This window comes from Pedobacter cryoconitis (assembly GCF_014200595.1).
GTDB classification, from domain to species: domain Bacteria; phylum Bacteroidota; class Bacteroidia; order Sphingobacteriales; family Sphingobacteriaceae; genus Pedobacter; species Pedobacter cryoconitis_C.
In genome coordinates this window covers 701,180-715,037 of the sequence record NZ_JACHCG010000002.1, presented here as the reverse complement: position 1 = coordinate 715,037, position 13,858 = coordinate 701,180, and the positions used below count along the sequence as shown (strand labels likewise).

At 37.5% G+C, this 13,858-nt stretch carries 10 protein-coding genes; all 10 read left to right on the top strand.

Annotation, left to right across the window (positions count from 1 at the left end; translation table 11 throughout):
- The first annotated feature begins 4 nt into the window (after positions 1 to 4).
- Positions 5 to 2,125 carry an exopolysaccharide transport family protein gene (locus HDE70_RS17055; protein WP_183891341.1) on the top strand — a complete coding sequence of 707 codons (2,121 nt, stop codon included), beginning with the start codon at positions 5 to 7 and terminating at the stop codon, positions 2,123 to 2,125.
- Positions 2,122 to 3,372 (top strand): lipopolysaccharide biosynthesis protein, encoded by a 1,251-nt coding sequence (locus HDE70_RS17050; protein ID WP_183891340.1) that lies wholly within the window; start codon positions 2,122 to 2,124, stop codon positions 3,370 to 3,372. Before HDE70_RS17055 ends, HDE70_RS17050 begins: the two co-directional genes overlap by 4 nt.
- Positions 3,354 to 4,469 (top strand): glycosyltransferase family 4 protein, encoded by a 1,116-nt coding sequence (locus HDE70_RS17045; RefSeq protein WP_183891339.1) that lies wholly within the window; start codon positions 3,354 to 3,356, stop codon positions 4,467 to 4,469. Before HDE70_RS17050 ends, HDE70_RS17045 begins: the two co-directional genes overlap by 19 nt.
- On the top strand, positions 4,466 to 5,752 hold the full coding sequence (locus HDE70_RS17040) for an O-antigen ligase family protein (RefSeq protein ID WP_183891338.1): 1,287 nt from the start codon (positions 4,466 to 4,468) through the stop codon (positions 5,750 to 5,752). Before HDE70_RS17045 ends, HDE70_RS17040 begins: the two co-directional genes overlap by 4 nt.
- Before the next feature lie 155 nt (positions 5,753 to 5,907).
- Positions 5,908 to 8,301 (top strand): hypothetical protein, encoded by a 2,394-nt coding sequence (locus HDE70_RS17035; protein WP_183891337.1) that lies wholly within the window; start codon positions 5,908 to 5,910, stop codon positions 8,299 to 8,301.
- Complete coding sequence (locus tag HDE70_RS17030) at positions 8,285 to 9,022, top strand: acyltransferase (protein ID WP_183891336.1); 738 nt, start codon at positions 8,285 to 8,287, stop codon at positions 9,020 to 9,022. Before HDE70_RS17035 ends, HDE70_RS17030 begins: the two co-directional genes overlap by 17 nt.
- Positions 9,019 to 10,296, top strand: coding sequence for a glycosyltransferase family 4 protein (locus tag HDE70_RS17025; protein ID WP_183891335.1), 1,278 nt, complete (start codon positions 9,019 to 9,021; stop codon positions 10,294 to 10,296). Before HDE70_RS17030 ends, HDE70_RS17025 begins: the two co-directional genes overlap by 4 nt.
- Positions 10,283 to 11,443 carry a glycosyltransferase family 4 protein gene (locus HDE70_RS17020; RefSeq protein ID WP_183891334.1) on the top strand — a complete coding sequence of 387 codons (1,161 nt, stop codon included), beginning with the start codon at positions 10,283 to 10,285 and terminating at the stop codon, positions 11,441 to 11,443. Before HDE70_RS17025 ends, HDE70_RS17020 begins: the two co-directional genes overlap by 14 nt.
- Before the next feature lie 73 nt (positions 11,444 to 11,516).
- Positions 11,517 to 12,731, top strand: coding sequence for a DUF1972 domain-containing protein (locus tag HDE70_RS17015; RefSeq protein ID WP_183891333.1), 1,215 nt, complete (start codon positions 11,517 to 11,519; stop codon positions 12,729 to 12,731).
- Positions 12,732 to 12,751: 20 nt separating this feature from the next.
- Complete coding sequence (locus tag HDE70_RS17010) at positions 12,752 to 13,837, top strand: glycosyltransferase family 4 protein (RefSeq protein ID WP_183891332.1); 1,086 nt, start codon at positions 12,752 to 12,754, stop codon at positions 13,835 to 13,837.
- Positions 13,838 to 13,858: the final 21 nt, after the last annotated feature.

Sequence of the window (13,858 nt, the reverse complement as noted above, 5' to 3'; positions counted from 1 at the left end):
GATCATGAATAACTCAAAAAATAGCCTGGATGCACTACGTCCTTTATACCGGGGATTGCCTATCATTTTACTAACCGTATTTTCGGCAGTTTTTGTCGCAAAAAAATACTTAAAATATACGACCCCTGAATATGAAAGTACAGCCAAAATAAAATTAGCTGATATCCATGAGGGGGTAAATAACAGTAATCTTTTTAAAGACTTTGATGTCTTTGCAACCAGCAATAAAATCGGGGCAGAAGTCGAGTTGCTAAAATCTAAAGTACTGGCCATAAAAGTAATCGAAAAATTACCGCTAAAAACATCGATTTACCGGGTGGGTGAACTTCATAAAACAGAACTATATAACCGCTCCCCTTTTATCGTCAGCACAGTTATAAGAAACAAAAAATGGCTCGACGATAACTTTAGTTTACATATTCATGCTGATTCTTTATTTACCCTGGTAACTCCTACGGGAGAAACCATTGACGGAATTCTTAACCACCTTATAACGAACAAGATGGCAGACATTATGATTTCCAGAAATGATTATCTATTAAAAAGCAGACCAGGCTTACAGGTAAATGATAATTACGCGTTTATTGTACACTCAGATGAAAAGCTGGCTGATGATCTTATTGCCGGATTAGATGTAATGGCAGTGGATAAAGACATTCCTGTATTAAGAATCAGTTACAAATGTCCTGTAGCACAAAAATCTGCTGATGTGGTCAATACACTTTCCGCAGCCTATATTGCCGACTACATAGAACAAAAATATAAATCGGCAGATACAACAGAAGATTTTCTGAACAAACAACTTCATACTTATAGTAAAAAATTGTCTTCCAGTGAAAATGCGATACAGCAATACCGGGATCAGCATGCCATCATTAATATCCCTCAGGAAACAGAAACAGATCTCAGAAAAATTGCTGACCTGAAAAAACAACTGGCCAGTGTAAAAATGAACTTAAATGCGGTAGACAGCCTGGATCAGTATATGAAGAATGGAAAAGAAAAATTTCTTCAGCTAGCACCCAATTTCGAGGCATTCACGGATCTGCTAAGCACAGAACTGGTAAAAAAAGCAAAAGAATTGCAACAAGAAAGAAGTGATCTGCTTTTGAGGTTTACGCCTGAGCATGAGAAAGTAAAGGTGATTGATGAAAAGCTTAAAGATATCAGCGATTATATGCTGGAAAGTATTAAAAACACGCAAAGTAATCTCAGCATTAAATACAGGGACCTCGATCAAAGCATCCAGGAATCTGAAAAAGTTTTTTCCGGCCTTCCGGGAAGAGAGAAAAACATGACTGTTTTAGAAAGAAATTTTGGACTCAATGATCAGGTATACAGATTTCTACAAGGAAAAAGAACAGAAGCTGAGATAGCAAAGGCAGCAACTATTTCTTTTCACAGGATAATTTCAGCAGGAGAAGTTTCAGATAAACCCGTATCCCCTAACGTCACTATTATTATGATCCTTTCCTTTATCCTGGGCGTAGTGGGAGGAATTGCACTTGTATATATTGTTCATGCTTTAAAATCAAGAGTAAATAATGAGAATACGATTAACCGTTTATCAGATTTACCTGTTATCGCAGCCATACCCTATCTAAAAAGCCCTATCGAAAGGGAGCATTTTTTCAAAAATTGGGTACTGCAAATGGAACTGAAAGATATGCTCAAAAAAGGAACGGTAATGGTTATTTCTTCATTTACACATCACGAAGGAAAGTCCTTTATTACAGCAGCAATAAGTCATGAATTAAAGGTTTTAAATCATAATTTTCTTTTCATTGATGCAGAGAAGGAGGCAATTGTGGAAATGAGCAGACCTGCTTCCTGGAAAGAATACCTGGAAAAAGCCAAAACAACATATGATATTATTTTAATCAGAAACTTTCCGCTAAAAGAAAATCCTACAGGTTTGTTATTGATGGCCACAGCAGATCTGAACTTATTTGTATTAGATAGCCGCAGAACTAAAAAAGAAAGTATCATAGCCGCAGATTTAATTCATGAAGACCTAAATATCCCTGACATTCAGTTTGTCTTAAATAGAGCTGGTTATACCCCAAGTTTATTTAGCCAGCTGAAGGAAATGACAATGCTTATCCTGAAAAAAAGAGCATCATGAATTTATATAAAACTATAGGCGAAAAATACTGGGTACTGGCAGACCAGATAGTGGTAAGTGGTTCTGCATTTCTAACGAATCTCTTGCTTGCAAAAGCGATGGGTTTACCGGAATATGGTAAATTTTCGATCATAGTCATGATTCAGCTGTTCATTTTATCCTTAAGCATGGCATTTAGTTCACAGGTCTACCAGGTAACCTACCCTTCGTTACCTGTCGCTGAGCAACAAAAGCTAACTCCAGGTATGTTAGGGCTCCAATTTATTGCCGCAATAGCTATATTATCTGGTGCATTTGGAGCCTGGTTTATATGGCAAATTTCAGGCTTCAAATCTATCTATTTCACCAACATTACGCTGATGATGGCAGCGATATCAACTGTTCTGTATGTGTTGCAGGATTTCATTCGCCGTGTTTTCATCACCAAAGTTCAGGGCAGGCATGCCTTTTTAATCGACACCTTAACCAATGCTATTCAGCTCATTGCTTTGCTTATAGCATGGTATTTCAATTTGTTAGGACAGCGTATGGCCTGGAGTATTATCGGATTAAGTTTTCTTCCTTCGGTCATTACAGGCATTATTTTGTTGAAACCCGGAAAGATCACTTTTGAAGTTATCAGGTTTTCCTGGAAGCTCCAAATTGTAAAAGGAGGATGGCTCATCGGTTCTTCTCTGCTACAATGGGGCTCAGGATATTTCTTTGTTATAGCAGCCGGATGGTGGCTTGGAGCTTCTGCTCTGGGAGCTTTGAGACTTGCGCAGTACATTTTTGGATTATTGAATCTGCTTTTGCAGGCTATAGAAAATTATGTTTTACCCAAAGTTGCGGCAATTAAAGGTGACATGTCTGTTTATTGGTGGAGACTTATGCAGAAATCATTATTAATGATCGTTCCCATACTTTGTCTGTTAAGCTTATTTGCAAAAGATATTTTCAGAATTATAGGTGGTCACGCCTATGAACAATACACCTTTGTCATCTACGGATTAAGCCTGGTATATCTGTTAATTACTATTGGTTATCCGATAAGAATAGCCATCCGCTCTTTAGAACTCAACAGAGATTATTTTATAGGTTATATTTTATCAGTAACCACAGGTTTAATGCTCGCACCATGGCTAATTAAAACATGGGCATTACATGGGGTACTTGCAGGAATTTTTATCACCCAGCTGATCATGATTTGCTATTGGTCGATCACTCTTCAGCGTAAATATGCAATATTATGGAAATCATACATTTAATATTAGGTAAAGCAAATCCTGAAAGGATGAACGGAGTAAATAAAGTTGTCCATGAAATGGCTACCAGACAATGTGAATCAGGAGAAAATGTTGAAGTCTGGGGAATTACAAATCATCCTGTTCATGATTATCCAGTAAGGTCTTTTACCACCAGACTGTTTCAATCAGAAAGAAATATATTCTGGCTTAGTGATGTATTAAAAAAAGAGATCAGTGCGAAACAAAAGGGAACCATATTCCACTTGCACGGAGGCTTTATTCCTCAAATGTACAGCGCTTCGATGTGGATGAAAAAGAATAAGATCCCCTTCATTATTACGCCTCATGGCAGTTACAATAAGATTGCGATGTTAAAAAACAAGTTCCTTAAACAACTTTATTTCCATTTTTTTGAGCGAAAAATGCTCAGTGCTGCAAACTCAATTCACTCCCTTGGACAGTCTGAAATTGATGGATTACAATCTGTTTTTCCTAATGATAAATCTGTACTCATTCCTTATGGACTAGAAAGTTTGAAAGAGCTGGTTCAATGGAAAAATACAGGAGAATTTATTGTAGGCTATTGTGGAAGACTTGATCTTTATACCAAAGGTTTGATAGAGCTTTTACAGGGGTTTGCACTTTTCAGACAAGAGCAGACCGGGGCAAAACTATGGATCATAGGTGATGGAAAAGATCAGGACAAAGAAAAACTGATTAAAGTTGCCACCGCTATGAACATACAAAATTCAATTGTGTTTTTTGGATCACGTTATGGAGAAGAAAAAAACATACTCTTACTCCATATAAATGTGCTGGCAGTACCCAGCAGAAATGAAGGTCTGCCAACTGTCGTTCTTGAGGCTGCTGCCATGGGCATTCCATGTCTGGTCACCAGAGCCACAAATACTGGCGATTATATCAATCGTTATATTGCCGGAATCGTCATAGAACATACCGATCCCAACGAAATACACTATGGGCTGAAACGGCTATATTATGCCATGCAAACAGAAATCGGAACTCAGGCCATCAGAGCAAATGCCAGACGTATGATAAAAGAGGCTTTTGACTGGAAACTTATCTTAGGCAGGTTTCATAAATTATACGAGGCATGAAAGCCTTTAAAGATACAGACAATCATACACGCTTCCTGAAAAAAACAGAATGGTTGTTATTAGCTATCCTGTTTTTAATGGTTGCAGGTTTTTTCACCTGGAGCGAAAACATTGGAATTACCAGGGTAATCAAAGTTTTCAGCAGAATAGGGATGACCACCGCCGCCTTTCTACTCCATCAAATGATTGTGAAGAAGGGTGCAATCGGGGCTTTTGAATGGAAAAATCAATGGTCTCCTTTTCTGTATTTCGGTTACCTTGGCCTTGGGTTCATCTCGTTTTTATGGAGCACAGATGTTTTTTATAGTTCACTCCAATGGCTAATGGATCTGGAAAGCCTCATTTTCGCCTTCTACTTCATGAAATCTCTGATGCTTCTGGATGTCTACTTCCCAGATAATACGATTAGGTTTTATAACCTGATGGGTAATACTGTTTTCCTGTTAATGCTCATTTTTGTAGTTGGTATGTGGCTTAATCCCGGAGATTTCATGCGTTTGGTTGAAGGTGGAGAAGATCAAAGACTTGGGGGTTACATTATGAATCCAAACGAGCTGGGTATGCTTTGCGGCCTTGGAATATCCTGTCTCATTTTTGATCTTTACCGAAACCATCAGCGCTGGTGGACTATTCTTAAAATAGCCATTCTTGCCTATGCATTGATTATGACCAAGTCCAGATCTTCTTTGGTAGGATTACTCATCATTGTTTACTTTCATTTACGCCGGTCAGAATCTAAAATATTAAAATATGCCATCTATGCTGCTATACTTGCGGTAATCCCGGTAGCTGTTGAAAAATTAATTTTACGAAAGGGGGGAATTGATGACTTGCTTTCTATGACCGGCAGGATGCCATTTTGGAAAGCACTCATTAACGAAGGTTTACCCAGAGAACCATGGTTTGGCTTCGGTTTTATGCGAATTGATTATAAAGATCATTTCGAAAGTGTCCACACTTATGCAGGCCATATGACTCACAATACCTTTATGCAGGTACTTATGAATCTTGGTTTTGTAGGGTTTACACTCGCAATCATACAGCTATCTTTTACCATACGCGGCTTTTTAAAAGAACCGGAAGAGAAGAAATTAATGCTTCTGGGTATCCTCATTCCGGTCATTATTAATTCCTTTACAGAGTTTGGAATTTTCGGAGAAACGAATTATGGTATTCTATTTTATCAAATGCTGATTTTTTCTATCAGTCTGAAAAAATTTGATAGGTTCACCATAAGTGAACGCCTTTACTTAAAGAGAAGACGACCAGATTTCTTTTCATAATCGGATAAATCTCCCAATTCCATAATTTGGAATCCCCTTCCTTATTCTGGAGTATAAAGCAATAATATAAATAGATAAAACACTATAAAACAACAAGTTAAAAAGAAAAAGAAAGACTGGCACCATTGTGGGATTTAGCTTAGAAAATTAAAGCTATGCATCCTGATATAGAAGTTTTCATCCAATCATTAAGACAGTTAGGGGTATCCGTAAATTTAAACGCTAACCTACTGACTTCAAGACAAGTGTCTTGTTATTACATCTGCAACACAGATGGCAGCATCCGGTGGATTTGGCCGGCAACGAGCAGACATGCTGATTTCATAAAATTCTATCACCATAACAATTTCAGGACTATACTCTTTGTGACCGTTGCCATAGTTCTGGCAAAGACAGGAATGCTGTCTTATTTAACACGGGGTAGTTTCAGCCTGTACACCACTCCACAGCATGCCTCTAACAACAGGTGGGCCTGGTTTTCAGGTACTATTGGCCCTGGTAGAAAAGCTATTTTATGGCATTTGATGCAGGGATCAAAAACCGGCTCTTTTTTTAAGATCCCAATCGGTCCTTTGGCTTCAGATAATATACGCACAGAAGCAAAGCAACTAAAATATCTCGGAAATCTTTACCAAAGTGATATTGTTTTACCACAATCAGCAATGATCACCAACAGCATTTTAAAAATTACAGATATAGGTTGTGGAACCTATCGGACCAACAGATTCAACGAATTACCATTCCATCCGGTAAAAAACTGGCTGCAAACAGATTTAACAGTACAGCGGTATCAGGGATCTGCATTACAGGTTAAACTCAACGAAATGATTTCAAAATTAAGTACGCTTAATGACCATAGAATTCCAAATCAAATCCTGGGTAAAATAGAGATTTTGATAAAGAACATATCCATCCCGTTGCAATTCGTTAATAGCCATTCTCATGGTGATTTCACCCCATGGAACGTCATGATCAAAGACAAAAAACTTCATATCATCGACCTTGAACTTAGCTGCAGCAACATGCCGGTCTTATTTGACTTATTTCATTTTGTATATCAGTCTAATATATTAATTGGAAATAATGGATATGCTTCTATAAGAAAAGAACTGGATCTTTTGTTTATCAATCCTTTATGGAATGCTTTTTTACAGGAACATCAAATTAATTCCGATACAGCAGAAACTTTATATCTTTTATATACAGTCGCTTATTATCTTAATGTGTATGCGCAACAACCGAAATGGCATACACAAGTGAACTGGTTATTAAGAACCTGGGACCAGGCGCTAAGTCTGCAATTACAAAAACACAGAATTTCCTCTGCCAGAAAAATAATGCTGAAAGATCTGGGGCAATTGCTAAGCACAAAAAAATATGCCGTTTTAAAATGGATGTACGAGGAAATTGAAACATTGCCTGAAGATTCGGACATTGATATCTGTATAACCAGAAATGGAGCGAATGAACTCATTAATGAATTAAAAAGTCACCCACTGATTTCTAAAATAATCATTGTGAAAAAGAGTTTCATGGCTCAGCTGGAAATTGTATGTCTGGATGGAAGTTTGATCCATGTTGATCTGATTCACACTTTCAAAAGGAAAGCATTCGTTTTTTTAAGTGCCACAGCTTTACTTGATAATACAAAAACACATCGTGGAGGCCTGAAAATTCCCAGCCCGGAAGAAGATGCCGAGTATATCAGATTATTCTATCTGCTGAACCACACAGAAATTCCTGAACGTTACCAGCCATTTTTCGATATCAATTTTTCATTTCCAGTAAAAAATTACAGTAAAGAATTTCAAAGAGGTTCGCAAAACAAGGGTTGGAAAAAATGTCTGCATCTATTTAATTATTATATGGACACGCTGAAAAGTTCCTTTTCAAATAATGGCTTTATCATCACTTTTAGTGGAGTTGATGGTGCTGGAAAGAGTACTGTAATTGCAAATATGCATCGGTTGATCGATAAAAAACTGAGACGGAAAGTCATTATCATTCGCCACAGACCAGGATTGCTTCCCATTATAAGTTCCTGGAAATACGGCAAAGTGCAAGCAGAGCACAGAGCATCCAATACCTTACCCAGATTAGGTAAAAATTATAAAAAGTGGTCTTCCATTTTACGGTTTAGCTATTACTATATAGATTATTTAATTGGTCAGTGGTATATACAATTACGCTATGTTTCTCAAGGATATATTGTATTGTATGACCGTTACTATTTCGATTTCATCAATGACGCAAAAAGAAGTAATATAGTTCTATCCTCCTCTTTTACCGGATGGTGGTATAAATTCCTGATCCAGCCAAAACTTAATTTTTTTCTGTATGCAGATGAAAAACTAATTCTGGAGAGAAAACAAGAACTCGATGGGCCAACAATTCGCCGGCTCACAAAAAGCTACCTGAAGTTATTTAGCAGGCTAAAAAGAAATTCTGCCAGCTCGCTTTACATACCATTGGAAAATTTACAGCTGAGCAATACCCTTTCAGAAATATTTACCTACATCAAACTCAAACACGATGAAAGCTATAATTGAAAAATTGATCAGATTCAGAAATCCCTCTTTTCGTTTCGATCACAATTTAACACTCGGGATTGTACTTCATTTTGCTTTAAAACAGTTTGCAGCGCTTACCAGAGGACTTCGTATGTGTTTCTACTTAAGAAATCCCAAAAAGATGATGTTAGGGCATGAGGTACAGTTTTTTGTTCTTTCCCGCATACATTGGGGAAAGTATGTTAAACTTGGTGATCATGTTGTACTGAGTGCTGTTGGAGAAAAGGGGATTACACTTGGAAACAATGTAGGTATCGGTGCATTTAGCAGATTGATCCTGGCTACTTCGTTCAATCATATTGGAAAACATATCGAAATTGGAAATAACGTTGGTATCGGTGAATTTGCCTATTTAGGTGGTGCAGGTGGTTTACATATTGGGGATGATTGTATTGTTGGACAATATTTTAGTTGCCATCCTGAAAATCATCTTTATGATGAACTGACAATTCCTATACGCAATCAGGGAGTAACCAGAAAGGGTATTTATATCGGGGAGAACTGCTGGATAGGCAGCAAGGTGACCGTACTCGATGGGGTAAATATAGGACAAGGAAGTATCATTGCGGCAGGTGCCGTAGTAACAAAATCATTTCCTGAAAACTCTGTCATAGCCGGAGTACCTGCACGTCTGCTCAAAAAAAGAGACCAACTCGTTGAAAATGAAATTCCCGGTTATCATAAAGTTTTACACTTATGAAAAAGATACTTATCACTGCTTATGCCGTAAATCCTTATAAAGGTTCGGAAGATGCTATGGGATGGAATATGATCATGCAGGCAGGACGCTATCAGGAAGTGATCGTTGTAACACGCAAAAATAACCGTGGAGCGATTGAGCAGTATATAACAGAACATAAAGAGCTTAATATAATATTTTCAAGATTATCATTTCTATTTTTTGACTGGCCGGAATGGACCATCCGCTGGAAAAAAGGGCCTGTTTTAAGCATGCTTTATTACTATGGATGGCAGCTTACTGTTGCTTTGTGGTTAAAATGGAAAAAATATGATGCAGATATCGTTCACAACTTAAATTTCCATAATGACTGGACTCCCTCCTTTCTCTGGATACTGGGAAAGCCAATGGTATGGGGACATGTAGGCCATCATCCTAAAACACCAAAAGTCTATCTATTGCCTGTTTATGGCAAGGCAGCTTACTATAAAGACAGAGCTTTATGGATTTTAAAAAACATATTCTGGTACTTTGACCCCTTTCTTTATCTGTGTAAGACAAAAGCAGATATGATTATCTGTATGAATTCCGAAGCTGTCAAACACCTCCGGTTAAAAGAAAATTTCATCATTCACCCATCCGTTGCAGCCGAACAAGAACAAGCGTCTCTCTTTGAAAAAAATAACAGATCATTCCACGTAATTTCTGTGGGAAGATTTGTACCGCTTAAAGGCTTTGATTTAACGATCAGGAGTTTCGCTGAGTTCTATAAGCATTTAACTCTTTCTGATCGCAAAAAAGCAAAACTTACCTTAATTGGTACAGGACCTCTAAAAAAAATGCTACAAGATCTGGTCATTGCTGAAAAAATCGGACAAGTGGTGACATTTGTAGAGTGGTTACCACGAGAAAATTTAAAAGAAATTTATGCGTCGGCATCAGTATTCTTGTTCCCTTCGCATGAAGGCGCAGGAATGGTTATTCCCGAAGCAATGAGTTATGGGTTACCAGTAGTTTGCTTACAAAACTGCGGCCCGGGCGAATTAGTACCGCCGTTATCAAAGTTGATTGTTCCTTATGGGGATTATAGCGATACGGTACAAAGACTTGCAGGTCACTTAGCCTCACTAATGGTTGATCCTACGTTTATGGCATCAGAAAGAGAACTCGTAAACAGACGTTACGAAAGTCTGCTTAACTGGAATATACGCGGTGAAATGCTAAAAGATGTTTATTCCAAAGTATTAAATATAAAAACCGTTAATCTTAAAACTTACAGCAATGAATACACCTAAAAAAAGAATTATCGCAGTTCATATGCTCAATGACTTTAGTGGTAGTCCAATGGTACTCAGACAAGCACTTGAAGTTTTAAAGCAAAATTTCGAAGTTCACTTATACACTGCCACACCATCTGGAAATGGCATATTGAGTAACATAGAAGGCATCACTACACATTCCATTTTCTACAAGTGGCATCGCAATAAGTTCATTACGCTGACTTTTTATATATGGGCACAACTTAGTCTTTTTAGCCGCCTGTTGTTATTTTTAAGAAGAGAAGACACGGTATATATCAATACGTTACTCCCCTTTGGGGCAGCACTTGCTGGTGTATTTGCACGTACAAAGGTGGTTTACCATGTGCATGAGGTAAGCATTACTCCTGCCCTATTTAAAACACTATTAGTTAAGGCAGCCAAATTCTCCGCTGATGAATTGTTGTTTGTTTCCAATTATGTAAAAACTCAATTTGATTTTGCAGAGGAAAAAACAACCGTAATTTACAATGCTTTACCCGACACATTTCTGAAAAACGCGGCATTAAGAACTAAGGAACGCCCCGAACGTAAATTTACAATACTTATGCTTTGCTCTGCAAAAGCATACAAAGGCATATATGAATTTGTTAAGATTGCTGAGAAACTTTATTTCTTAGAGTTCAGGTTAGTTTTAAATGCATCTGTGGAAGAAACTAATGCTTTTAAATTAGCAATAGATGTTCCTCCAAATTGCCTGATATACCCTGTTCAGAAAGATACCAGCAACTTTTATTTAAATGCAGACCTAATTGTCAACTTATCAAGGCCTCAACAGTGGGTAGAAACCTTTGGAATGACAATTCTTGAAGGCATGGTCTATGGCTTGCCCTCAATCGTTCCTCCTATTGGCGGAATTACTGAAGTTGTAGAAAACGAAATAGAGGGTTTACAAATTGATGTTGCCAATATTCATGAGGTCGTTTGGGCAATAGTAAAGCTCTCCTCTAATCAAAGTTATTACAATAAATTAGCTGAAGCGGCCAGAAAAAAAGCAGAAAAATTCTCTCAACAAGCTTTCAGTAACCAGATCAGCCTTTGCTTTTACGTTGTTAAAAAAACAACAGAGGTAACATCAGATGGAATATTAGTCCAAAAAATGGAATTCCAAGTCACAAAATAATGCTCAAAACACTAATAAACGGCACATTATAGATTTGGCCCGGAAAATGAAAAGTATTTAGAAACAGTACACCATGAAAAATAAAAAAATTGCCATAATCGGTACAGTAGGCTTACCTGCAAAATATGGTGGCTTTGAAACTCTTGCAGAACACCTGGTAGAGCATTTAGGAAGCAAATGGGACATTTCGGTTTATTGCTCCTCTAAATCATATCCTAAACAAGAGCGGGTAAAAATATATAAAAATGCCAGGCTGTTATATTTACCTTTTAAAGCAAATGGAATTCAGAGCATAATATATGACTGCATCAGTATTTTACATGCAATATTTTATGCCGATGTACTGTTAATTCTGGGTGTTAGCGGGGGATTTATACTTCCGTTTGTCAGATTTTTCACCAACAAAAAGATTTTGATTTCCATTGATGGTATAGAATGGAAACGTAATAAATGGAGTAAAATAGGCCGTTTATATCTTTGGATGGCTGAATGGATTGCAGTTAAATCCTCCCACGCAGATATTGCAGATAATGAATCTATTCAGGATTATACTGCCATCCGGTACAAAACCTTAAGTAATATCATAGAATACGGTGCAGATCATACCATCAATATAAATTCGACGGATGCGGACAAAAAGAATTATCCGTTTTTAAAAATGCCTTATGCATTTAAGGTTTGTAGAATTGAACCTGAAAACAACATAGATATGGTACTTAAAGCCTTTTCTATGCTCCCAAAACATATACTGGTCATAGTTGGAAACTGGAATAACAGCGACTACGGCATAGAGATGAAAAATCAATATGGCAATTTTCCGAACATCATTTTGCTTGACCCTATTTATGAGCAGCAGGCACTGGATGTTTTAAGAAGTAACTGCTATGTTTACATACATGGGCACAGCGCTGGCGGTACAAATCCATCACTTGTTGAAGCCATGTTTCTGGGTTTGCCGGTAATCGCATACGGAGTAGCTTATAATAAAACCACTACAGAAGGTAAAGCAATGTACTTCAGCACTATGAATGAACTCATCACGCTGATTAAAGGGAAAACCATAAAGGACCTTAAACAGTCCGCGCTTGTAATGAAAGAGATTGCAAACAGGAGATATACCTGGAAACTGATTGCGGATAAATATGAATATATGATTATTGAAGTAATCCGGACTTCTGAGAAAAAGAAATTAACATCCAGTTTTACAACATTACTGAACAAAAAAAGATTGCTTGAACTTGAATTGGGTCATTTGCAGTCCACAGTGCACTTTTATGAAAAAAGATAATTTAAATTAATCCTCATCTCATGAAAACTATCCTTTTAGATTTTGTCCCGGTTATTTTGCTATCTATTGCCTCAGCAATCTTATTCTTTCCGGCTATGATTAAATTGAGCCCATATCTTGGTCTGGTTGACAAACCTAATAACAGGAAGGTGCACACCAGTCCTGTTCCTGCAATAGGTGGATTTGTTATTGTACTTTGCCTGCTTATGCCTGCGTTATTTTCCGGGATATTATGGTCCTTCATCATCACGCATAAGATGATATACATTACACTGATTATACTTATGGTTACTGGCCTTTTAGATGACCGCTGGGACTTGCCAGTTAAACTCCGCTTAATTGTGCAGCTGGGTTGTGCAATTGTAATTGCTCTGGCAGGGATAAGACTGACATCACTTTATGGATTTATGGGAATACATGAGCTACCGGAATCAGCCCAATATTTTTTAACTGTACTGATCATTATGGGTGTGGTCAATGCTTTTAACCTTATTGATGGCATTGACGGGTTAGTGGGAAGTTTAGGGATAATTAATATACTGGTACTTATTGTAATGAGTATAGTATCCCATCACGAAGAATGGCTGCTGCTTTTATTGCCACTTGCTGCCGCATTATCGGTATTCTTAAAATATAACTGGAAACCTGCCAAAGTATTTATGGGTGACAGCGGGTCATTAACAATCGGATTTATCGTTTCAACATCAGGGATTTATTTCATACAATCTGCGCAATCAGAAACACTTCACCTGGCTCCTGTTTTTATTGTGCTGATCACCGCCTGCTGCATGGTTCCGGTATTAGATTCAATAAGGGTCTATCTGACCAGAATGTGGAAAGGAAAATCTGCATTTTCTGCCGATAAAACACACCTTCACCACCTGTTGATTCATCACCACCTCATGCATTCCAATGCGACTACAAAAATCATAAGACTTCAGCTCGTCCTCATCCTGTTCTCAACTGCTGCAATTTGTTTATTCAGCATCGCCTGGGTCATTATAAGTCAGGTCTTTATAGTCATCATTTATATTTACACCTTACAATTAATGACTCATTTTTACCGTTGGTACCGTTTCATAAAAAAAATGGAAATTGCCAATTAAAACAAATTGTTGCCTGACCTC

Excerpts from the sequence above, each read along its gene's own strand:
- HDE70_RS17055 (WP_183891341.1), top strand. The coding sequence starts at position 5 with ATGAATAACTCAAAAAATAGCCTGGATGCACTACGTCCTTTATACCGG.
- HDE70_RS17050 (WP_183891340.1), top strand. The coding sequence starts at position 2,122 with ATGAATTTATATAAAACTATAGGCGAAAAATACTGGGTACTGGCAGAC.
- HDE70_RS17045 (WP_183891339.1), top strand. The coding sequence starts at position 3,354 with ATGGAAATCATACATTTAATATTAGGTAAAGCAAATCCTGAAAGGATG.
- HDE70_RS17040 (WP_183891338.1), top strand. The coding sequence starts at position 4,466 with ATGAAAGCCTTTAAAGATACAGACAATCATACACGCTTCCTGAAAAAA.
- HDE70_RS17035 (WP_183891337.1), top strand. The coding sequence starts at position 5,908 with ATGCATCCTGATATAGAAGTTTTCATCCAATCATTAAGACAGTTAGGG.
- HDE70_RS17030 (WP_183891336.1), top strand. The coding sequence starts at position 8,285 with ATGAAAGCTATAATTGAAAAATTGATCAGATTCAGAAATCCCTCTTTT.
- HDE70_RS17025 (WP_183891335.1), top strand. The coding sequence starts at position 9,019 with ATGAAAAAGATACTTATCACTGCTTATGCCGTAAATCCTTATAAAGGT.
- HDE70_RS17020 (WP_183891334.1), top strand. The coding sequence starts at position 10,283 with ATGAATACACCTAAAAAAAGAATTATCGCAGTTCATATGCTCAATGAC.
- HDE70_RS17015 (WP_183891333.1), top strand. The coding sequence starts at position 11,517 with ATGAAAAATAAAAAAATTGCCATAATCGGTACAGTAGGCTTACCTGCA.
- HDE70_RS17010 (WP_183891332.1), top strand. The coding sequence starts at position 12,752 with ATGAAAACTATCCTTTTAGATTTTGTCCCGGTTATTTTGCTATCTATT.